This window comes from Acidobacteriota bacterium (genome assembly GCA_004299485.1).
Lineage (GTDB): Bacteria > Acidobacteriota > Terriglobia > Terriglobales > SCQP01 > SCQP01.
In genome coordinates this window covers 60,896-83,150 of the sequence record SCQP01000014.1, presented here as the reverse complement: position 1 = coordinate 83,150, position 22,255 = coordinate 60,896, and the positions used below count along the sequence as shown (strand labels likewise).

Below are 22,255 nucleotides of genomic sequence, written 5' to 3'. Positions count from 1 at the left end.
TCCGCTTGATGACATCATGATGCCTTGACCAAACACTGTCAAGATTGCAACAGATCAGACAGCTTTATCTTTCGAGAAGCAGAGGGGTTCGATGGGGCAGGAGGCGCAGCGGGGCTTGCGGGCGAGGCAGGTTTGACGGCCGTGGGCGATGACGCGATGGCTGAAGGCGATCCATTGCTGCGGCGGGATCAGCATCTGCAGGTCTCGCTCGATTTTTTCAGGAGCTTCGTTGCGGGTCAGATCGAGACGGCGGCTGATGCGCATGACGTGGGTGTCGACCACGATGCCGCTGGCCTTGTGGAACCAAACGCCCAACACGACGTTGGCGGTTTTGCGGGCGACGCCGGGGAGGGTGAGGAGCGCTTCCATGGCGTCGGGAACGACGCCCGAGTAGGTGTCAACAATACGGCGGGCGGCGCCCACTATGGACTTGGCCTTGTTGCGGTAAAAGCCGGTGCTGCGAATGTCCGGTTCCAACTGCCCGGGGTTGAGGGCGGCGACATCAGTGAGCTTTGGATATTTCCGGAACAGCGCGGGCGTAACCAGGTTGACACGCACATCGGTACACTGCGCCGAGAGAATGGTTGCCACCAGCAGCTCCCAGGCGGAGTGGTGGATGAGGGCGCATTGGGCATCCGGGTAAGCCTCGGCGAGACCTTTGAGAATGGCGCGAACGCGCTCAGGATTTGTGCGCTTGCTGGGCACCGATCCACTCTAGCATTGCGCGCGCGGCAGCACCGCGATGGCTGAGCTGCGCTTTGCGGTCGGGCGGCAGTTCCGCAAAGCTGGCGCCAGTCGCCGGGGAATAGAACAAAGGATCATAGCCGAAGCCACCGTCGCCGCGCGGGGCGTCCAGGATGCGGCCTTCCGCTGTGCCGCAAAACGTGGCGATAGGCCGGCCCAGTTGCGCCAGCGCCAAGACACAAACGAAACGCGCGCTACGCTGCGGCTGAGGGATTCCCTCCAGCTTTTGCAGCAGTAGGCGATTGTTGGCGACATCATCGCCATGTTTTCCTGCGAAGCGGGCGGAGTAAACGCCCGGGGCGCCCTGGAGGGCATCGACCTCGAGGCCGGAGTCGTCGGCGAGAACCATGGCCGTGGTGAAGCGGCTGTAATGTTCGGCCTTGAGGCGGGCATTCGCTTCGAAGGTTGCGCCGGTTTCTGCAATCGAGGGAAGGGAAGCGAAGTTGGGCAGCATCTCGAGCGGCAGGCCGATGCCGTGAAAATCGGCGACCTTGCCGGGATTGCCGGTGGCCAGATAAATCGTCATGCCAACCGCGGCAAAGGCAGGTGCAGGATGCCGTCCTGCAGCATCATGATCTGGCTGATGCCGACGCGGGCGAGGCGCAGCAGTTCCCGTGCCTGGTCATCACTGAAGGGCCGGGTTTCCGCGGTCGCCTGGATTTCAGAGTAGCAGCCATCGCCGGTCATGACGACATTCATATCGACATCGGCGTGAGAATCTTCCTGGTAATCGAGATCGAGTACGGGTTCGCCCTTGACCATGCCGACGCTGATGGCCGCCAGGTACTGGCGCAAGGGCAGCCGCTTGAGGGTGCCCGCATCGACGAGGCGCTGCAAAGCCATGCCCAGAGCCACAAAGGCGCCGCAGATCGAGGCGGTGCGCGTTCCTCCATCGGCTTGCAGAACATCGCAATCGAGGACGAGGGTGCGCTCGCCCAGCGCCTGCATATCCGTTACCGAGCGCAGCGCGCGGCCGATCAGACGCTGAATTTCCAGCGTTCGTCCCGAGGGCCGCCCCTTGGTGACCTCACGTGGTGTGCGGGTTAGGGTGGCGCGTGGCAGCATGGCGTATTCAGCGGTGACCCAGCCTTTGCCCTGGCCGCGCAGGAAGGCGGGCACGGTTTCCTCGAGCGTGGCGGCGCAGAGGACGCGGGTGTTGCCTACGCTGACCAGGACCGAGCCTTCGGCGGTGGGCAGAAAGTCGGGTTCGAAGCGAACCGGACGCAGTTGATCAGGCTGTCGCAAGTCAATACGCACGGTATAATCTTCGCATGCCTGATTTGCTGCAGCCGGCCAAGGATCTGAGCGCCATTGCCCAGGGCCTTGGGGTCACGCTGAAGAACATGTTCCTGCCACCGGTCACGGAGTTTTACCCGGACGAGCCGGTGCGCTTTGAAGCTCGCTTCCGTGGCGTCCACGTGCAGCAGCGGGACGAGAATGGCTTGGAAAAGTGCGTCGCCTGCTTCCTGTGTGCCGCCGCGTGTCCTTCCAACTGCATCTACATAGAAGCAGCGGAAAACACCGCCGCCCAGCGCATCAGTGCAGGCGAACGTTACGCCAAGGTGTACAACATCGATTACAATCGCTGCATCTTTTGCGGCTATTGTGTCGAGGCCTGCCCGACCGACGCCATTACGCATGGACACGGGTTTGAATTGGCCAACTACGACGCCGGGTCCATGGTGTATCGCAAGGAACAATTGCTGGCGCCGCTGCCTGAATAGCCGTATGCTGACTGTTTGAATCTCTCCGAAAGGATTCCCCACCTTGTCGAGCCGCACATTGTTTACTTCCGAATCGGTCACAGAAGGTCACCCCGATAAAATCGCAGATCAGGTCTCCGATGGCGTGCTTGATGCCGCCTTGTCGGAAGATCCGCAAAGCCGCGTTGCCTGCGAGGCTCTGCTCACCACCGGCCTGATTGTGGTAGCGGGCGAGGTCACGACGCGCGCCCAGATCGACTATCAGCAGGTCGCGCGCGAGGCCGTACGCTCGGTGGGCTATACCGACGCCCGCTTTGGTTTCGATTGCGATACCTGCGGCGTGATGGTGAGCGTACATCAACAATCGGGCGACATCGCCATGGGCGTGGACCGCGAGGGGGCGGGCGACCAGGGCATGATGTTCGGCTATGCCTGCGATCAGACGCCAGAGAAAATGCCGCTGCCCATCGCGCTGGCGCGGCGGCTGACGCGGCAGCTCTCGAAAGTGCGGCGCGAGGGCAAGCTCGAGTTCCTGCGTCCGGACGGCAAAAGCCAGGTCACAATTGGGTACGAAGACGGACGTCCCGTACGCGTCGATGCGGTGGTGATCTCGACCCAGCACAGCGAAGAAGTGACGACCGAAGACCTGCGCGCGGCGATCCGCGAGCATGTGATCGACCCGATTGTGCCGGTGGAGATGATCGACAAGGCGACCAAGTACCACATCAACCCGACCGGACGTTTTGTGATTGGCGGGCCGATGGGCGACACCGGCGTGACCGGGCGCAAGATCATCGTCGACACCTATGGTGGTTGGGGACGGCACGGTGGCGGCGCCTTCAGCGGCAAGGACCCGACCAAGGTGGACCGCTCGGCGGCCTATGTGGCGCGCTACATTGCGCGCAACGTGGTTGCCGCAGGTCTGGCGCGGAACTGCGAAGTCCAACTCGCGTACGCGATTGGCGTGGCCGAGCCGGTTTCGATTCGCGTCGAAACCTTTGGGACGCACACCACACCGGAGGATAAAATCAGCGCGGCGGTACGCAAGTGCTTCCAGCTCACGCCCAAGGGCATTATCGACTCCTTGCAGTTACGGCGGCCGATCTACCAGAAGACGGCGGCGTTCGGCCATTTTGGACTGAATGATCCCGACTTCACCTGGGAGCGCGAAGACAAGGTCGAGGAACTGCAGGCGGTGATAGGCGCCCGTGAAATGGCGTCCGCGCGTTAAATTGTTCAAGTGATGGATGAGATTGGCCAACTGGCACTGGACGCCGTAGTCAGCGGGGGAGCCAGCTACGCCGATGCGCGGGTGGGCGAGCAGCGGCATCGCAGTCTGATCACCAAAAACGGCAAGCTCGGCCATGCGGCCGACAGCGAAGCGCAGGCCATCGGCGTCCGGGTACTGCTCCATGGCGCCTGGGGCTTCGCGGCCAGCGACGACTGCTCGCGCGAGGCTGTGATCGCAACCGCCGAGCGGGCCCTGGCGATTGCGCGGGCTTCGGCACGGGTCAAGCAGGCAGAAGTGCGGCTGGCGCCGGAACCGGCACACCAGGCCACTTGGATCGCACCTTGCCGGCGTGATCCGTTTGCGGTTAGCGTGGACGAAAACCTCGCGCTGCTGCTGGCCATTGACAAGGAACTGCGCGCCGTGAAGGGCGTGACGCTGGCCGAAGCACAGATGAACTTCATCCGGCAGAAGCAGTTGTTTCTGTCGAGCGAAGGCTCGCGTATCGAGCAAACGCGTGTGCTCAGCGGGGCGGGGTACACGGCGCTCGCGTTTGCGGAGGGCGAGATTCAAAAGCGGTCGTACCCGAACTCGTTTGGTGGGCAATATCAGCTCAAGGGGTACGAACTCATTCAGGAGCTGAAGCTACTGGAAAACGCGCAGCGCGTGGGCGAGGAAGCGGTCGCCCTGCATAAGGCCAAACAGTGCCCGCAGGCGGTGGGCACACTGATTCTGGACAGCTCGCAGCTTGGCTTGCAGGTGCATGAGTCAATCGGGCATCCGATTGAGCTGGACCGTGTTCTGGGCACAGAAGCCAACTTTGCGGGCATGAGCTTTTTGACGCTCGATCAGCTCGGCAAGCTGCGCTACGGCTCGCCTGTGGTCAACGTGGTGGCCGATGCGCGGCTGGAACATGGGCCCGGCCTGGGGACATTCGCGTTTGATGATGAAGGCGTGGCCGCACAGCGGACGAATATTATTACGGCCGGCGAGTTTACCGGCTATATCACCAGCCGCGAGACTGCGGCGCAGATCGGCCAGCCGCGTTCGAATGGTTGCATGCGGGCGGAAGCCGTCAACCGGCTGCCGCTGATCCGGATGACCAACATCAGCATTGAACCGGGGCCGAGGCCGTTAAGCCCGGAGGAGTTAATCGCCGATACCGATTCCGGCTTTTACATGGAGACGAACCGGAGCTGGTCGATTGACGACAAGCGCTACAACTTTCAGTTCGGGACCGAAATCGGATGGGAGATCAAGCACGGTAAAAAGGTGCGGATGCTCAAAAACCCGAGCTATTCGGGCATAACCACGGAATTCTGGAATTCAATGGACGCCATCTGTTCGCGCGAACACTGGACGCTGTGGGGCACGCCCAATTGCGGCAAGGGCCAGCCACAGCAGACCATGGGCACCGGGCACGGGGCTGCGCCGGCGCGCTTCCGCAATATCAAGATCGGGACGGCATACCAGAAATGAGCTTGCGTCTGAAGCCCGAGTATGCCCGCGAGCTGCTGCAACAGGCGCAGAAGGCCGCACCGACGGGTACGGCGCTGGAGCTGCTGCTGGAAGAGTCAAGTTCGGAGCTGACGCGCTTCGCCAACAACGCCATTCATCAACACATGGCGGATGCCAGCCTGACGCTGTCGCTGCGGGCGCAGATCGAAGGCCGCACGGCACGCGCCACGTCGCACCGAAACGACGCCACCGGCATCGCCGACCTGGTAGCCCGCACACTGAGCCTGACGCGGTCGCAGGCGCAGGATGCGGAGTTGCTGCCGATGGCGGCGCCGGCGGCGATCGAGCCGGTAAGCCGATGGGACGATGCGACGGCGGCACTCACGCCCGCACAGCGTGCCGATGCCGTAGCCGGCATGGTCGAGGTGGCGCGTAAAGAGGGCCTAACCGCGGCGGGCATTTGCTCGAGCCAGCACGATGCCACGGCCATCGTCAACACCAACGGCGTTGAGGATTTCTATCGTTCCACCGGCGCGCAGTTTTCCGTGACGATGCTGCGAGGCTTGAGCAGCGGCTGGGCGAAAGGCGGCTCGGTGCGCTGGAGCGATCTCGATCCGGTCGCCGGCGCGCGCATCGCGGCCGCGAAGGCACTGGCGAGCGTGAACCCGACGGAAGTTCCCGCTGGCCGCTACACGGTAATTCTCGAGCCGGCGGCGGTATTGGATTTGCTCGGCTTTGTGATGTGGGATTTCAGCGCACGGCAAATTCTCGAGCAAAGCAGCTTCTTAAGCGGCCGGATGGGCCAAAAACTGTTCGGCGACAACGTGACCATCACGGATAATTGCCGGGATCCGCTGCAGACCGGCGCGCCGTTTGATGGCGAAGGCGTGCCACGGCAGCGCGTGGTGTTAGTGGAGAACGGCTGGGTGCGCAACCTGGTTTACTCGCGCCAGTCGGCGGCGGAATGGAAGCGGCGGCATCCAGAAGATCCAGCACCCGCACCAACCGGCCATGGCTTGCCGCTGCCGAACCCCTACGGAGAGTTTCCGCTGAATGTGGTATTCGCCGGCGGAGACGTTCCAGTCGAGCGCATGATCGGCGAGACCGAGCGCGGCATTCTGGTCACACGGCTGTGGTACATCCGAGAAGTCGATCCGTACCAGAAGATTCTGACCGGCATGACCCGCGACGGAACCTTCCTGATCGAGAACGGCAAGCTGGCGCACGGCGTGCGCAATTTCCGCTTCAACCAGAACATGATCGAATTGCTCAATTCGATTGAAGCGATGAGCCCCTCGGTGCGCGCCAGCGGCGAGGAATCGTTTGATATGGTCGTGCCCGCACTCAAGGTGCGGGGCTTCAACTTCACCGAAGTGACGAAATTTTAGCTTGCGCGGATCCATTTGACGGGGGCACCGGTCGCGGATACACTCTCGGCTTTATGTGTCGCCGCGCATCTCTCTGGGGAACATGCGGGTCGCCCTGAGAGCTGCGTTTGTTGCCGGTCTGAGTGCAACGCCGGCAGTAGCAAGCCCCCGGTTGCGAATTTAATCTCCAAGCAACCTTTGTCCCCAACGCAGATTTTGCCGGATCGGGATCCAATGTTGTTCCCGTAAGCGTGACGACCTTCGGCCAGGGTTTCACGATGACGATCAAGCCCTCGACGTGAACCCTGCTACAGCGGCTGATTTATTTTGGCAGCCCTTTGCCCCAGAGCGGCGCGTTGCCGTGGTCCGGCAAGGGCAGCGGCAACCGCTGGTCCTGGGCGTGGATATTGCTGGATCTGCTGGTCATGCTGCTGACCGGCTGGTGGCTGCTGGCGCAGCGCAAGCAGCGGTTGGCATAGCCGATGGTGATTGCCGGCGCCGCACTCGTTGTCTGTGGTTACAATCCACCGCCCATGCCGGTTGGGACAAAAAAGACCGCAAGCGTCACGGTAACGGCCACCGCGGTGGTAGCGCCGAATTCTGGTCCTGTGGACGAGACGGTTACGCATCAGATCACGGTGCAGTACCAAACGTTTTAATCCAATTTCAGGGAGCCAGCCACGAACGACATCAGGAAGACTTGACTCCGAGAGAGACCAGACAGTAGACTCCTAGTTTCATGTTTTACGCACGGTGTCTGCCGGCAGCTTTCTTTTGGGCCTTTGTGAGTGTTGCGATTGGCATTGGCCTGACTCCCGCAAGAGCTTGCGCGACTTCCCCCGTGGTCAATTTTGGAGGTGTGGTCGTGTTCCAGAAAACCGGCGCCGTGCCGGTGGCCGTGGCGCGGGACGCCTCCGGCAATCTGTACCTAGCTGATCAGGCTAACGGCGAAGTGATCCAGCAGACGCCGTCGGGGGTGCAGAGTGTCGTGGCCAGCGGTCTGACCTTGAACGCGGGCGGCGGCGCGGGACTGGCGGTCGACGCCAGTGGCAACGTCTATATCGGCGAAGCCAACGCGGTCATTAAAGAAACGCCTTCCGGCAGTACGTATACGGCGAGCACGATTGCGAGCGGCTACGACGGTAATGCCGTTGCCGTGGACGCGAACGGTGACGTGTTTGTGGCCAGCTCATCGGGTTCGGGGCAGGTGGTCGAGTACACGCCCAACGGCAGCACCTACACAGCGCGCACGATCGTTTCCGGCAATCTGACCGACGGCGTCGGGGTCGATGCGTCGGGCAACATTTATCTTTCGTACTCGGCCCTGAACGAAGTCGTCAAGCTGACGCCGGCCGCAGGCGGCACCTACACGCAAACCAACATTGACACCACGATCACAGCACCCGGCGCGCTGGTGGTCGACGGCGCCGGTGACGTGTATGTCATTGATACTTCGTTCGAACAGGTGACTAAAGAAGTGCCGTCAGGCACCTCCTACTCCGCGACCGCGGTTGCCGATTTCTCGCACAACGGGCTGGCACAGCCCCTCGGTCTGTACGTGGACACTGAAGGCAGTATTTTTGTCGCCGATGGCAGCCTGAATCTAGTGCTGGAATTTCCGGCGTTGGGAGTAGATTTTGGTGGGAGTGCGGTGGGCGCCGCAACCAGCGCGGTCACGCTGCGCTTTTACTTTACGGCTGGCGTGACGATGGGTACACCGCTCGCGCTCACCGGCGGGGTTTCAGGACTTGATTTTACCGCTGCTGCTGGAACCTGTACGGGAAGTTTTTTCGGCGCCCAGTCATGCACGATGTCAGCGTCGTTTAAGCCATCACTGGCGGGCCTCCGCCTGGGCGCCATCGAACTCACCGATAACACAGGCGTTGTCCAGATTTCCGTCCCGGTGCGCGGAACGGGAGATGGCCCGCAAGTGGCGTTCGGGCCAGGCACCGCGACATCTATCGGCGGGACACTGAGCACATCGTTTGAAGCCGCCGTTGATGGCACAGGCAACGTGTTTGTGGCCGTCACGGGTACTGCGCCGGGCGTGTATGAGGACAAGCTATCGGGCAGCAGGTATACACAGACGACGATTGGCACGTTCATCAATGCACCACAGGGTGTCGCCGTAGATGGTGCCGGAAACGTGTACATCTCGGACACGGGCACGAGCAATATTTACAAAGAGACTCCCTCCGGCGGCGGCTATACCCAGACGAACCTTGTCCCCGGCATACCGGCTACACCAGGGCAGATTGCCGTAGACGCGGGCGGCTCGATTTACGTTGCGTATACGACCGGAGTGATCCGTGAAACGCCGGTGTTGGGCAACTACGTGCAGTCTACGGTAGTTACGGCGACGCTGCCGCAGGGAGGGGGGCTGGCGGTGGCAGGCGATGGAACCGTTTTCGCCGCTGATCCGGGACAGCAGGCAGTGCTGGAGGCCGTGCCCGACAACGGCGCGTACACCACGCACCTGCTGGGCGTGGGCGATCTCACCAATCCAACAGGGTTGACGCTGGATGCTGCTGGCAACCTGTACATATACGACAAGAGCACGAATCAGGTCACGATGCTGAGCGCGGCCAGCGGCTATACTACGGCGACTACCGCGGGCACAAGCAATAGTCAGGCATTGGCGGTGGACGCGAAGGGAATTGCATATTGGGAAGGCACAAGCGCGGGACAGATGGAGCGGATCGACCGCAGATCTGCGCCAACCCTCAACTTCGGCTCCCTTGCGCTGGGCGCGACGGGTACGTCGGCGTTTTCGCTCCTGAACCTGGGCACGCTGCCGCTGACCTTCACCTCGGTGAGCAATCCGGGATCGGGCTTCGTGGCCAGCGGCTGCAGCGCCGGGACGGTGGCGAACGGCAGCAGTTGCAGCGAGACGGTGACGTTTTCGCCGCAGGTGCTAGGCGCGGTCGCGGGCAACATCAACTTCAGCGACGACGATTTGGGCGTGAGCGGCTCTCTCCAGAAAGTAGTGTTCAACGGCACGGGTACGGCGGCGCCATTGACGATTACGGCTTCGAGCGCCACCATCACCCTCGGGACAGCGATTCCGAAAATTACGCCCGCGTATGCAGGTTTTGTCAATGGTGATACGGCGGCGTCGCTAACGACCGCGCCGACCTGTTCGACGACGGCCACCAACAGCAGTCCGGCGGGAGTGTATCCGACCACGTGCAACGGCGCCGTCGATGCCAATTACAGCTTCACCTATGTATCGGGAACGATCACGATCACGAAGCTGACGGTACAGACCATCACGTTCGGTGCGCTGGCCAGCGTAAGCTACGGCGCCGCGCCCATTGCGTTGAGCGCCAGCAGCAGCAGCGGACTGGCGCCAGCGTTTAGCGTGGTCAGCGGGCCGGCCACGGTTGCGGGCACGACGCTGACGGTTACGGGCGCCGGCACGGTGGTAGTGGAGGCGGAGCAAGCGGGCAACAGCACCTACGCGGCGGCGACGCCGGTGCAGCAGAGCCTGACGGTGACGCCAGCGGCGCTGAAAATTACGGGTCTGAGCGCCACGGTGGCGCAAGGGGCCGCGATTCCGGCGATTACGCCCGTTTACACGGGTTTTGTTAACGGCGATACGGCGGCCTCGCTGACTACCGCGCCCACCTGCACCACAACGGCGAAAAGCGGAAGCCCTGCGGGCACCTATCCGACAACGTGCTCGGGGGCGGTAGACGCCAACTACGCGATTACTTACGCGCCGGGCGCGATCACGATCAGCAATCTCACCGCGCAGACGATCACGTTCGGCGCGCTGGCGGGCGTGACCTACGGAGCCGCGCCCATCACGTTGAGCGCGACGAGCAGCAGCGGGCTGGCGCCAACCTTTCAGCTTGTGAGCGGCCCAGCAACGGTTTCGGGCACAACGCTGACCGTAACCGGAGCGGGAACCGTCGTCGTGGAGGCCGAGCAGGCGGGGAACAGCACCTACGCGGCGGCGGCGCCGGTGTCACAAAGCCTGACAGTAGCGCCCGCGCCGCTGACGATTACCGCGTCCAGTGCCACGATCAACCTCGGAGCTGCCATCCCCAAGGTTACCCCGGTGTATACAGGATTTGTGAATGGAGACACCGCGGCCGCGCTGACCACTGCGCCCGCGTGCGCCACGACGGCGAGCAGCAGCAGTCCGGCAGGCACGTACCCGACGACGTGCAGCGGCGCGGTCGACCCGAATTACGGTTTCAGCTACGTTGCAGGCGTCTTGACGATTTCCAAATTGAGCCTGCAGACCATCACCTTCGGTCCACTCGCGGCGGTGAGCTATGGCGCCGCGCCTATCATGCTGAGCGCGACGAGCACCAGCGGTCTGGCGCCGACGTTTCAGATCCTCAGCGGCCCCGCGACGGTGGCCGGCTCGACGCTCACGGTTATCGGCGCAGGCACCGTGGTGGTTGAGGCGATGCAGGCCGGCAATAGCACCTACGCCGCGGCGACGCCGGTGTCGCAATCGCTGGTGGTGGCGCCAGCGCCGCTGACAATTACGGCCTCGAGCGGAACGATGCAGTATGGGGAGACGCCGGCGGTAACACCGTTGTTCACTGGATTCGTCGGTGGGGATACTGCAAAATTGCTGTCCACGCAGCCGGTCTGCACTACCACGGCCACGGCGACATCCGCACCCGGCACAACTGCCGCTACCGCATGCGCCGGAGCAGCCGATGCCAATTATGCAATCAGCTATGTGAGCGGCAGCATCACGGTCACGAAAGCTACGGTTACGCTGGTGCTGACCGCATCGGCCAGTTCGATTGCCGCGGGCGTACCCATTACGCTTACGGCCACGGCGACGTCATCGACGCCGGCGGTGGCGAATGGTCTCATTTTGTTCACCACCTCGACCCAGACAGGGACGCTGATCAGCGCGTTTACAACAGGCGGTCAGGCAATCGTAAACCCCGTGCTGAATACGCTCGGAACCAATACACTCCAGGCAACGTTTTTCCCCAACACTGATTTTGCAGGTGCAGCCTCGAATACGGTGCAGGTGCAGGTGGCAGGGGCGCCGGGGAACGCAGGCTTTACGATGGGGATCAACCCCACAAGTATTAACGTGGCGCAAATAGCCACTACGCTCACACTCACGCCCACAGGGAATTATGCGGGAATCGTCGCCTTGAGCTGCTCCGGGATCCCTGCAGACATGGGTCGCACCTGCAGTTTCTACACGACGCCGGACCTCAAGACTCAGTCAGACAGTGTTACCTTGGACGGCACCAATACGTCCGTACAACGCAATCTAGTGTTCACACTATCGACTAGCCAAAGCGGCGGGTTCGCGTGGCTTGGGGAGGGCGGCAGCGGCTCTGGGCGCTGGGTTTGGGTTCTACTTGGTCTGCTGGGCGCGCTGCTGACCGGATTGAGGCTGCTGAAAAGCCGGAAGCAGCGTCTGGCATGGTCCATGATTGTAGCCGGTGTTGCCCTCGCCGCCTGCGGTGGCCTGCCGCCCACTCCTTCAAACCAGACGGCGACGATTACCGTTACGGCCACAGGAATACCGCGGAAGGGCACTTCGTTCCCCGCGGTGACGACAAGCCAGCAAATTACGGTGCAATACTAGCCACACCCGCGGGGAGCGCGGCGGGTAGGCGGCTGCGCGCGATCCAAATTCCAATACCCAGGGCGATCAGGCACAGGCTGGTGAGCTGGGCGTCGGTGAGCAGACCGCCAAACAGCATCGCCGAGGGAACGTAGTAGCGTAAGAAATCAATTAGAAAACGGAAGACGCCGTAACAGAGCAGGTAGATGGCAGCGACTTGGCCGTCAAAGGTTCGGCGCGACGCTACACGCCAGAGGATTAGGAAAATCACGAGCTGGCCTGCCGCCATGAGCAGTTGCGTCGGGTAGAGCTCAACGCCGAGCGGTACGCCGACAGTCGCATGTGCGTACGCGCTGTGGAAGGTATAGCCGAAGAAACCGGTGGTGGGCTTGCCCCAGCAGCAGCCGGCGGAAAAGCAGCCCAGGCGGCCAATCGACTGTCCAATAGCAATGCCCGGCGCCAGCGCATCCGCGACCCCAAACCAGCTCAGCTTATGGCGATACGTGTAAGCCGTCAGGACCAGCAGGCCGCACACGATGCCGCCGTAAAAAATGCCGCCCGACTCCCAGAAACTAACGGTGAGCAGAGCAGCGGGCTGACGAACGTAGAAATGAAAGTCCTGAATCACCAGGAACAGCTTCGGGCCGATGATGCCCGCCAAAGCCAGGTAGACGGCGCCCCGAAAATGCTTTTCCGGGTCAATTCCGAAGCGTTCGGCCCAATGCCATGCGACGTAAATCAGCGCCACCGCGCCGAGCGCAATCATTACGCCATAGGTGTGAATGACGAAACCGCCAAAATGAACGAGGATGGGAAGCACGGAAATTCTTAGTTTACTTCCGCATCCAGTAAATGGAGAACAGCGTCCGCCTGCGGTTCGAGCACCAACGGAGCGCGGCGCAGCGGTGGATCAATGGGGAAGGGAAGTTGGCCGCGGTGCAAGGCAAGCGTAATATCGGGGTCTTTCAGCCCGTGCCCGGTCAGAATGAGAACGACTGATTCGCTGGAGCGAATGCGTCCTAGGCGCGCAAGCTTGGCAGCGCCTGCCAGTGTGGTTGCGGAGGCCGGCTCACAGGCGACGCCTTCGCGCCCCAGCGTGGCTTTGGCCTCGGCGATTTCTGCCTCGGTTACATCAAGGCACTCACCGCCGGTTTCGTGCAGCACGCGCACGGCTTTATTCCAGGAGGCCGGATTGCCGATGCGGATGGCGCTGGCGAGCGTATCGGCTACGACTGGAACCATCTGTTCACCCCCATTGCGCCAGCACCGAACCAATGGATTCGCGCCTTGCGCCTGGATGATCGAGATGCGGGGAACGCGCGCGATCAGGCCCCAGGGACGCATTTCCAAAAATCCCTTGCCCAGCGCGGAAGCATTGGCCAGGTTGCCACCGGGAACGACAACGTGATCGGGGGCTTGCCAGTCGAACGCCTCAGCTATTTCGACTGCGACGGTTTTTTGACCTTCAATCCGGTTAGGGTTGATCGAATTTACGGTTGCGGCCGGAAAGCGGGCGATGACCTCTTTGAGAATGCGCACGCAGCCGTCAAAGTCGGTACGCAGTTGGCAGGTGAGCGCGCCGTAGTCGAGTGCCTGCGCCAGCTTGCCCCACGAGATTTTGCCCTCGGGAACGAGCACCAGGCAGCCTAGGCCGGCGCGCGCAGCATAGGCGGCCATCGAGGCCGAGGTGTTTCCAGTTGAGGCACAGGCCAGCCAGCGCGCGCCCGCAGCGCGCGCCGCAGAAACCGCGGCGGTCATGCCGGTGTCTTTGAACGAACCGGTCGGATTGGCGCCTTGATGCTTGGCAAAAAGATTTCCGACGCCGATTGCCGCACCGTAGCGGGGCAGAGGATAGAGGGGGGTGTTGCCTTCCTGCAGGGTTACGGGTTGCTCCGTGTCCGCCAGCAGCGGCAGCATTTCGCGGAAGCGCCACACGCCGCTGCGATCGAGCGGGGCATTGCTGGTACGGCGCGCACGCCAAAGAGCCTGCCACTGGGCAGGAGTGCGCGCATGCCAAAAGCCATCGTCCCATATCCATTCGAGCAAATCGCCGCAGGAGGGACAGAGCGCATCATTGGCGAGAGCACCTGGGTGTGCACCGCAGGTGATACAGCGCAGAAAACCTCTGGGGACGCAATGGGAGGGTTCGGCTAGGGCCATAGGACCATCCAGAGCAGGGTAGTGTCCGCAGTGGCAAGCGAACGCTGCGCCAATGCGGTTTCAGCCTCCAGGGGAAGACCGTCCTGATCTGGAATGATGCTAGTCATGGTTTCTCGATGTTAGCAGAGACCTGGGCTGTAGGAGGATGGCGCGCATCGCTCAGGCGGACGAGCCGAAGGACGAGAATTCCGATTCCGACGGCCAAGGCGAGATGAATGCCGCTGCCGGCGAGATGGAAGATTCCCCAAAGGAACCACCACGACACCAGCAGCAGAATCGCCAGGATGAGCAACATCGCTCGCTGCGATGCGGCGGGCGACGTGATAGGTTGTGGCGTCTGCTACCTATTGTCCAGCTCCAGTGACAGAGCGCACGAAGGCGTCAAAGTCGCGGTGCAGCTTCTCGCGGGTGCCCTTGATGGCGTAAATCATGTGGCCGGACTCGTAGTGCTCAATCGAGATGTGGGTCTGTTCGGCGGGCGTGATGAACAGGTGGCGCATGCTGTACGTCGCCTCCAGCATGGGCGTAGCCTGGTCAAAGTAACCCTCGCAGAGCATGACGCGTAGCGAGGGATCCTGAGCGAAGGCGCGTTCGAGATCCTGGCTCACGTCGTCATTGGCGTTGCCGGGGCCACTGCTGCCACGGCCAAAGCGGCCACCGCTGCTGATGTTGTAGCTCCAGCCCGGAAAGCCCGAGCCGCCGAGGCCATACTGACCGTACTCGAGCGTGGACCTGTAGTCGAGATTATTGCGCAGGTACTCGACGAACTCGTGCTGGTAGGCGGTATCGAGGTCGGAACTGGCGTCGTAATCGGGGCGGATGTCACCCGGCGTGCGGTTGGTTCCGATCTGTGTGCCGTCATAGCGGCCGATGATTTTGCGCCGGTCGCGCAACAAGGAAGAATCAAACAGAGCGGTGGAAATACGTAGATTCCAACCGTCCAGAAACTGCGGCGAAAGACCCGTCAGTGCCGACATTTCTTTCAGGGCCTGTTGGCGCGGAGCGCCCTGGAGAGCATCCCCCAAATCGAGGTAGTGTTGATAGTTGGTTTCGGCCCACTCCTCGGACTGCTTTACCGCCTCGGGTAAAGTTTCCTTTTGATATTGAGGTGCGAGCTTGTGGTAATGCCAGGCAATCGCCGTCTGCGTGGGCAACATCAGCCAGTAGGGCCGGTCGTTGCTGTAGGAGGGTCGCAGCGTATCGAAGTTCAGCACGCTCGAAAGCAGCACGATGCCGGTCACCGGGATGTGGTGCTGCCAGAGGACGTTGGACAAACCGGCGGAGCGGAATGTGCCGTAGCTTTCACCGGCCAGAATCAGCGGCGAATTCAGCCGATTGTTTTGATACATCCACATGCGGATGAACTGGGCGAACGCTTCCAGATCGCCCTGCGCATTGGTCGCGGCTTTCAGGTTCTTCAGATCGGTGGCGCGGCTATAGCCGGTGCCGACGGCGTCGACAAAAACCAGGTCGGTGGCGTCGAGCCAACTGTCGGCGTTGTTGACCAACTTGTAGGGCGGCGGAGGAACGCTGCCGTTGTCGTTGAGCGCGACGCGGCGCGGACCGAAGCCGCCGACATGGACCCAAACCGAGGCATAGCCCGGGCCACCGTTATAACTGATGGTCACCGGGCGCGGATGCGAGGGGTCGGGATTATCGACGAGGTAGGCCACGTAGAACATGTGCCCCATGGTCTTGCCGCTGGCATCGGCGATGGGCATTTTGCCGACTTCGGCGGTGTACTGGTAGGTCTTGCCGTCGATCGTCACGCTGTGGTGGGTTTTGACCGGCGGCGGGTCAGTTGCCTCCGGCTCAAAGCCGTACATCTGGTTGCCGCGGCCTGGCGCGGGCGTAGCTTCTGGCGCCGGCGTGGGCGTCTTGGGCTGAGCATTGGTTTGCGCCGTCGCCTGCGAGCTGTTTTGTGAGTTGGGGCGACGGTTGCGTGCCGGGCGAGTCTGTTGTGCAAAGGTCGGCAGCGTGGCCGCGACCGCGAGCGCCAGGAGAGAGAGGGTAAATTTCGATTTCATTGCGCAACTCCCGGGAGGGTTTTGACGAAATTATCGAAATCGCGGTGCAGTTTTTCCCGCGAATCTTTGTGGGCGTAGATCATGTGGCCGGACATGTAATGTTCGATGGTGACGTGGGTCATCGCCTCGGGTGTAATGAAGAGATGCCGGATGGCGTACTCGGCCTCGAGGGTTGGCGTGGCCTGATCAAAGTAGCCCTCGCAGAGCATGAGCCGCAGCGAAGGATCCTGAGCGAAGGTGAGTTCGAGATTCTGGCTGGCGTCGTTGCCGCCGCCGCTGGTACCCCAGCCACCGGCTTTGCCGTTGCCACGAATGTTATAGGTCCAGGCCGGAATGCCCGCGCCGCCCATGCCGCGATCCCCATATTCGACGGTGGTTTTAAAATCGAGGTCGTTTTTCAGGTAGTTCACGAACTCGTGCAGGTAGGGCGTAGAAAGCAGATCGCTGGCGTCGTAATCCGGATAAGTTTGGCCGGGCGTGCGGCTGTGGCCGATCTGCGTGCCGTCGTAGCGGCCGATGGTTTCGCGCTGGCTGCGCAGCAGGGAAGAGTCGAACAGGCCGGTGGAGATGCGCAGGTTCCAACTATCGAGGAATTGCGGCGACAAGCCGGTGTACTCCGACATCTCCTCGATCGCCTGCTGACGCTCAGCACCTTGCAGTGCGCCGCCCAGATTCAAGTAATGAACGTATTTGGTTTCGGCCCACTGCTCAGCTTGTTGCTCGACCTGCGGCAGCGGCTCGCTTTGCAAATTTGCCGGCAGCTTATGGAAGTGCCAGGCGATGGCGGTCTGGGTTGGGAGAGCGAGCCAGTAGGGCAGATCGTCGCTGTAAGAAGCGGTAATGGTGTTCATGTTGAGCGCGGCCGACAGCAGCACGATGCCGCTCAGCGGAATGTGATGCTGCCAAAGCACGTCGGACAGTCCGGCGGTGCGAAAGGTACCGTAGCTTTCTCCGGCTAAAATCAGCGGCGAGTTGAGGCGATTGTTCTGGTAGAGCCAGAGGCGGACGAACTGCGCGAAGGTCTCGAGGTCGCCCTGCGCCGTAGCCGCTTCCATCAAGGTCTTGCGCGAGGTGGCGCGGCTATAACCGGTGCCGATGGCATCAACGAACACCAGGTCGGTTACGTCGAGCCAGGTATCGGCATTGGGAACGATTTCATAAGGCGGCGCAGGATTGCTGCCGTTGTTGTCCAGGGCGACGCGCTCGGGACCGAAGCCGCCCATATGCACATAGACGGAATCCGACCCCGGGCCGCCGTTGTAGCTGAAGGTGACCGGACGCAGATGCGCCGGATCGGGATGGTCGAGCATGTAGGCCACGTAGAACATGTGGCCCATGGTTTTGCCGCTGGCGTCGGGGATCGGAATTTTGCCCACTTCAGCCGTGTAGCTCAGCGTCTTGCCGTTCACGGTGATGCTGTGGTGCGTTTTGACCGGTGGCGGATCGGTAGCCGCAGGTTCATAGCCGAAGGTTTCTGGACGCCGGCGCTGAGCACTGGCCAGCAGGCCAATGCTCAGGACCAGGGTCGCGGCGAGCGCCAGACGCCTCACTGGGCGACTCCCGGCAGCGTCTTCACAAAGGCGCCAAAGTCGCGGTGCAGCTTTTCGCGCGAATCTTTGTGGGCGTAGATCATGTGACCGGACAAGTAATGCTCGATGCTGATGTGGCTCTGTTCGGCCGGGGTGATGAACAGATGCCGCATGCTGTAGGTGGCTTCGAGCATCGGCGTCGCCTGATCGAAGTAGCCTTCGCACAGCATGAGTCGCATGGACGGATTCTGGGCGAAGACGCGCTCCAAATCCTGGCTGACGTCGTCGCCCGCGCCTCCGAAAAAGTTGCCGAAGCCACCGCTGCTGATGTTGTAGTTCCAGCGCTCGATGCCGGCGCCCCCCATACCGCGATCGCCGTACTCCAGCGTGGTCTTATAGTCGAGCTCGTTTTCCATGTAGCTCACGAACTCATGCAGGTAGGGCACGCCGAGCAGGTCGCTGGCGTCGTAATCCGGTCGCGTCTGGCCGGGCGTCTGCGAGGTGCCGATTTGCGTGCCATCGTAGCGGCCGATAGTTTCGCGCTGGCCACGGAGCAGAGAAGCGTCGAACAGCGCCGTGCTCACGCGCAGATTCCAGCTATCGAGGAATTGGGGCGAGAGGCCGGTGAAGCCGGACATTTCCTGCAGTGCCTGCTGGCGCTGAGCGCCCTGGAGCGCATCGCCCAGGTCGAGATAATGCTCGTACTTGGTTTGTGCCCATTCTTCGGATGCTTTGACGGCGTCGGGCAGCGACATTTTTTGATATTGAGGTGCGAGCTTGTGGAAATGCCAGGCGATGGCGGTTTGCGTGGGCAACGCCAGCCAGTAGGGCCGATCGTTGCTGTAGGAAGGCCGCAGGGTCGCCATGTTCAGTACGCTCGAGAGCAGCACGATGCCGCTCACGGGAATGTGATGCTGCCAGAGCACGTCGGCCAGGCCGGCCGAGCGGAAGGTGCCATAGCTTTCGCCAGCCAGAATAAGGGGCGAGTTCAGACGATTGTTGTCATAGAGCCAGAGGCGGACGAACTGCGCGAAGCACTCGAGGTCGCCCTGGGCACTGGAGGCATAGACCAGGTTCTTGTGCGAGGTGGCACGGCTGTAGCCGGTGCCGATGGCATCGATGAAAACCAGGTCGGAAGAATCGAGCCAGGTATCGGCATTGTCCACGATAGTGTACGGCGGCGGAGGGTTGTTGCCGTTGTCCTGCAGGACCACACGGCGCGGGCCGAACCCCCCCATGTGCACGTAGACCGAATCCGATCCCGGGCCGCCGTTATAGCTGAACGTCACGGGGCGGGGATGGCTCGGGTCCGGGTTGTCGAGGATGTAGGCCACATAGAACATGTGCCCCATGGTCTTGCCGCTGGCATCGGGAACGGCTATCTTGCCCACCTCGGCGGTGTAGCTAAGCGTCTTGCCGCCGACGGTAATGCTGTGTTGGGTTTTGACCGGCGGTGGATCGGTGGCCGCAGTTTCATAGGCGAATGTCTGGGGCCGGGCGGCAAACTGAGCCGTCGCGGGCACGCTGGCAGCCAGGGCGAGGCCCAAGACAAGGCCCGTCCAGCGGAAACATCGTGACGTCATGGCAAGAAATCCTCTCGGGTTACGAACAACTCTGCTTGAAGCTCGCATTGTGACAAAAAGCGGAAGGCAACGGCAAAGGTTTTTGCACGCGTGCATGACGCGTGGGACATCGTCATGGTCCTGTTATTCTGACAAGGGAAGGTTTAGGAGAAGGAACGGCAATGGCCAAATACGTATTTTCATTCGGTGAAGGCAAGGCGGACGGCAACGGCAAAATGAAGGATGAGCTGGGCGGAAAAGGCGCGGGTCTGGCGGAAATGACCAACGCCGGGCTGCCGGTGCCTCCTGGATTTACGTTGTCGACGGCGACCTGCCGCGAGTACTACAAGCTCGGCAACCGCGTGCCCGAGGAGGCCGATACGCAGATGCGGGCGGCGCTTGAGGGCTTGCAGCGCGCCGCTGGGCAGAAATTGGGCGACGCCGCCAATCCGCTGCTGGTGAGCGTGCGCAGCGGGGCCAAATTCTCCATGCCGGGCATGATGGATACCATCCTCAATCTCGGGCTGAACGACCAGACGGTGGCGGGGCTGGCGAAGCGCAGCCAGAATCCTCGTTTCGCCTACGACTCCTATCGGCGGCTGATGCAGATGTTCGGCAACGTGGTGCAGGAAATCCCCAAAGATGCCTTCGACGCGATTTTCGACGGGCAGAAGAAACGCCGGCGCGTGAAGCTGGACACCGATCTGAACGCCGCCGATTTGCAGGCGGTCATCGCCGGCTACAAGAAGCTGATCCAGAAGCACACCGGCAAGCCGTTCCCACAGGATGCCGTTGAGCAGCTCACCATGGCGCGCGACGCCGTCTTCCGTTCCTGGTTTAACGATCGCGCGCGGCATTACCGCCGTATGAATAATATTTCTGAGGACCTCGGCACCGCGGTAAACGTGCAGGCCATGGTCTTCGGTAATTTGGGCGAAACCAGCGGCACGGGCGTGGGCTTTACGCGCAATCCGGCAACGGGCGAAAAGGAGTTTTACGGCGAGTTCCTGATGAACGCGCAGGGCGAAGACGTGGTCGCTGGGATTCGCACGCCGGTGCCCATCCGCGAGCTCGAGAAGCAAATGCCCAATGTCTATCAGCAACTGCGCGACATCACCACGCGGCTGGAGCGGCATTACCGCGATATGCAGGATTTCGAGTTCACTATTCAGGACGGCCGGCTGTATATGCTGCAGACGCGCAACGGCAAACGCACCGGCCGCGCCGCGGTGAAGCTGGCTACCGACATGGTCAACGAAGGGCTGATCACCAAGGTCGAGGCTGTGTTCCGCGTGGATGCCAATCAGGTCTACGAGCTGCTGTTCCCGCGCTTTGACCCAAAGCAGTTGAAGAATTACGAGCCGCTGGCGCATGGTCTACCGGCCTCGCCGGGCGCGGCCGTTGGCCAAATCGTGTTTACTGCAGACGCTGCCGTCGCGTGGACGCAAAAGAAGAAAGGACCGGTGTTGCTGGTGCGCGCCGAGACGACACCGGAAGACATTCATGGCATGGAAGTCGCCGCGGGTATTCTCACCTCGCGCGGCGGCATGACCAGCCACGCCGCCGTGGTTACGCGCGGCATGGGTAAGTGCTGTGTGGCCGGCGCCAGCGGCATCGTGGTGGACGAGCACACCCGCAAGCTCACCATCGGCAAGCGCAGCTTTGCCGAAGGCGCCTGGATTTCGATTGACGGCAGCAGCGGCAATATCTACGCAGGCCAGGTGCCAACGGTGCCTGGCGATCCGAAAGATCCGCTGTTGCAGGCCTTCATGGCCTGGGCCGAACCGCACCGCAAGATTGGGGTGCGCGCCAATGCCGATATTCCGCGGGACGCCAAAGCGGCACGGTCGTTTGGCGCGGAGGGCATCGGCCTGTGCCGTACCGAACACATGTTTTTCGGCGAAGGCAAGATCGAGTACATGCGCGCCATGATTCTGGCCGACGATGAAAAGCAGCGCCGCGCGGCACTGCGCAAGCTGCTGCCGCTGCAACGGCGTGATTTCGCCGGCATTTTCGAGGCCATGGATGGATTCCCGGTCACCATCCGCACCCTGGATCCGCCCTTGCACGAGTTTTTGCCCCAGCGCGAGGAGATCCTGGTGGACCGCGAGCGGCTGCGGCTTACTTCCGGCGCGGCCAAGCGCAAGGTGCTGGCCGAAATCCGCGCCAAGTACAAGGACTACGCCGTCACCGACCTCGCCTCGCTCGAGCATCTGTTGGCCCGGGTTCAGGATCTGCACGAAGTGAATCCCATGCTGGGGCTACGCGGTTGCCGCCTCGGCATCCTCTATCCGGAGATCACGGAGATGCAGGCGCGCGCCATTTTCGAAGCCGCCGTGCAGGTGCAGAAGAAGGGCAAGACGGTCAAGCCGGAGGTCATGATCCCGCTGGTCGGCACTGCCAAGGAGCTTGCTCTGCAAGCGGCGATTGTGCGCCGCGTGGCCGACGAGGTGCTTGCGGCCGCGGCGGTGAAACTTCCGTATCTGGTGGGCACCATGATCGAACTACCGCGGGCGGCGCTGGTGGCCGGCGAAATTGCCGCGGAAGCACAGTTCTTCAGCTTCGGCACCAACGATCTGACGCAGACCACCTATGGTTTCTCGCGCGACGATATCGGCAAAATTCTGCCGGTGTACTTCGAGCAGGGCGTGCTCAAGCAGGACCCGTTTGCCTCCATCGATCAGGGCGGCGTGGGCCAGCTTGTGCAGATGGGCACCGAGCGCGGCCGGCGCACGCGGCCCGATCTCAAAGTGGGCATCTGCGGCGAACACGGCGGCGACCCGGAGTCGGTGAAGTTCTTCCACCGCACCGGGCTGAACTACGTCTCCTGCTCGCCCTATCGCGTGCTGACAGCGCGGCTGGCTGCGGCACAAGCGGGCGCCAGCGACGAGCAAGGGCAGGCGGCGCGCACCGCGTAAAT

General features: G+C 62.0%; 15 protein-coding genes. 6 read left to right on the top strand and 9 right to left on the bottom strand.

Going from position 1 to position 22,255, the window contains the following annotated elements; all coding sequences use genetic code 11:
- Positions 1–54 precede the first annotated feature (54 nt).
- The 3 genes from nth to EPN33_09180 are packed head-to-tail and all read right to left on the bottom strand — an operon-like array spanning position 55 to position 2,001.
- The gene (gene nth / locus EPN33_09190) at positions 55–705 is read right to left on the bottom strand and encodes an endonuclease III (GenBank protein TAN21826.1); all 651 of its coding nucleotides are present in this window, start codon (positions 703–705) and stop codon (positions 55–57) included.
- Complete coding sequence (gene rdgB / locus EPN33_09185; protein TAN21825.1) at positions 680–1,270, bottom strand: RdgB/HAM1 family non-canonical purine NTP pyrophosphatase; 591 nt, start codon at positions 1,268–1,270, stop codon at positions 680–682. The genes nth and rdgB overlap by 26 nt, the downstream gene beginning before the upstream one ends.
- Positions 1,267–2,001, bottom strand: coding sequence for a ribonuclease PH (locus EPN33_09180; GenBank protein ID TAN21824.1), 735 nt, complete (start codon positions 1,999–2,001; stop codon positions 1,267–1,269). Before EPN33_09180 ends, rdgB begins: the two co-directional genes overlap by 4 nt.
- A gap of 26 nt (positions 2,002–2,027) precedes the next feature.
- On the opposite strand from EPN33_09180, the gene nuoI reads away from it, so the two are divergent.
- From nuoI to EPN33_09155, 5 genes are all read left to right on the top strand, one after another.
- The gene (gene nuoI / locus EPN33_09175; GenBank protein TAN22158.1) at positions 2,028–2,468 is read left to right on the top strand and encodes an NADH-quinone oxidoreductase subunit NuoI; all 441 of its coding nucleotides are present in this window, start codon (positions 2,028–2,030) and stop codon (positions 2,466–2,468) included.
- A 43-nt stretch (positions 2,469–2,511) separates the two neighbouring features.
- On the top strand, positions 2,512–3,678 hold the full coding sequence (locus tag EPN33_09170) for a methionine adenosyltransferase (protein TAN21823.1): 1,167 nt from the start codon (positions 2,512–2,514) through the stop codon (positions 3,676–3,678).
- A gap of 12 nt (positions 3,679–3,690) precedes the next feature.
- Entirely contained in the window at positions 3,691–5,154 is a 1,464-nt protein-coding gene (locus tag EPN33_09165; protein ID TAN22157.1) for a TldD/PmbA family protein, read from the top strand.
- Positions 5,151–6,521, top strand: coding sequence for a TldD/PmbA family protein (locus EPN33_09160; protein TAN21822.1), 1,371 nt, complete (start codon positions 5,151–5,153; stop codon positions 6,519–6,521). Before EPN33_09165 ends, EPN33_09160 begins: the two co-directional genes overlap by 4 nt.
- Before the next feature lie 718 nt (positions 6,522–7,239).
- Entirely contained in the window at positions 7,240–12,078 is a 4,839-nt protein-coding gene (locus tag EPN33_09155) for a choice-of-anchor D domain-containing protein (GenBank protein TAN21821.1), read from the top strand.
- Here EPN33_09155 and EPN33_09150 read toward each other — a convergent pair.
- The 6 genes from EPN33_09150 to EPN33_09125 all read right to left on the bottom strand — a co-directional run bounded on the left by EPN33_09150 (position 12,062) and on the right by EPN33_09125 (position 19,452).
- A complete protein-coding gene (locus EPN33_09150; protein ID TAN21820.1) occupies positions 12,062–12,883 on the bottom strand; it encodes a prolipoprotein diacylglyceryl transferase in 822 nt (273 codons plus the stop codon). The two genes, EPN33_09155 and EPN33_09150, sit on opposite strands and share 17 nt — an antisense overlap.
- A 2-nt stretch (positions 12,884–12,885) precedes the next feature.
- A complete protein-coding gene (gene thrC / locus EPN33_09145; protein TAN21819.1) occupies positions 12,886–14,217 on the bottom strand; it encodes a threonine synthase in 1,332 nt (443 codons plus the stop codon).
- A gap of 103 nt (positions 14,218–14,320) precedes the next feature.
- A complete protein-coding gene (locus EPN33_09140; protein ID TAN21818.1) occupies positions 14,321–14,512 on the bottom strand; it encodes a hypothetical protein in 192 nt (63 codons plus the stop codon).
- 49 nt (positions 14,513–14,561) lie between these two features.
- Positions 14,562–16,244, bottom strand: a complete 1,683-nt coding sequence (locus EPN33_09135) for a peptidase S10 (protein TAN21817.1) — start codon at positions 16,242–16,244, stop codon at positions 14,562–14,564.
- Entirely contained in the window at positions 16,241–17,794 is a 1,554-nt protein-coding gene (locus EPN33_09130) for a peptidase S10 (protein ID TAN21816.1), read from the bottom strand. Before EPN33_09130 ends, EPN33_09135 begins: the two co-directional genes overlap by 4 nt.
- The gene (locus tag EPN33_09125; GenBank protein ID TAN21815.1) at positions 17,791–19,452 is read right to left on the bottom strand and encodes a peptidase S10; all 1,662 of its coding nucleotides are present in this window, start codon (positions 19,450–19,452) and stop codon (positions 17,791–17,793) included. The genes EPN33_09130 and EPN33_09125 overlap by 4 nt, the downstream gene beginning before the upstream one ends.
- Before the next feature lie 65 nt (positions 19,453–19,517).
- On the opposite strand from EPN33_09125, the gene EPN33_09120 reads away from it, so the two are divergent.
- A complete protein-coding gene (locus EPN33_09120; protein TAN21814.1) occupies positions 19,518–22,253 on the top strand; it encodes a pyruvate, phosphate dikinase in 2,736 nt (911 codons plus the stop codon).
- Positions 22,254–22,255: the final 2 nt, after the last annotated feature.

Excerpts from the sequence above, each read along its gene's own strand:
- thrC (TAN21819.1), bottom strand. The coding sequence starts at position 14,217 with ATGGCCCTAGCCGAACCCTCCCATTGCGTCCCCAGAGGTTTTCTGCGC.
- EPN33_09135 (TAN21817.1), bottom strand. The coding sequence starts at position 16,244 with ATGAAATCGAAATTTACCCTCTCTCTCCTGGCGCTCGCGGTCGCGGCC.
- rdgB (TAN21825.1), bottom strand. The coding sequence starts at position 1,270 with ATGACGATTTATCTGGCCACCGGCAATCCCGGCAAGGTCGCCGATTTT.
- EPN33_09160 (TAN21822.1), top strand. The coding sequence starts at position 5,151 with ATGAGCTTGCGTCTGAAGCCCGAGTATGCCCGCGAGCTGCTGCAACAG.
- EPN33_09155 (TAN21821.1), top strand. The coding sequence starts at position 7,240 with ATGTTTTACGCACGGTGTCTGCCGGCAGCTTTCTTTTGGGCCTTTGTG.
- EPN33_09120 (TAN21814.1), top strand. The coding sequence starts at position 19,518 with ATGGCCAAATACGTATTTTCATTCGGTGAAGGCAAGGCGGACGGCAAC.
- EPN33_09165 (TAN22157.1), top strand. The coding sequence starts at position 3,691 with ATGGATGAGATTGGCCAACTGGCACTGGACGCCGTAGTCAGCGGGGGA.
- EPN33_09140 (TAN21818.1), bottom strand. The coding sequence starts at position 14,512 with ATGTTGCTCATCCTGGCGATTCTGCTGCTGGTGTCGTGGTGGTTCCTT.
- EPN33_09125 (TAN21815.1), bottom strand. The coding sequence starts at position 19,452 with ATGCACGCGTGCAAAAACCTTTGCCGTTGCCTTCCGCTTTTTGTCACA.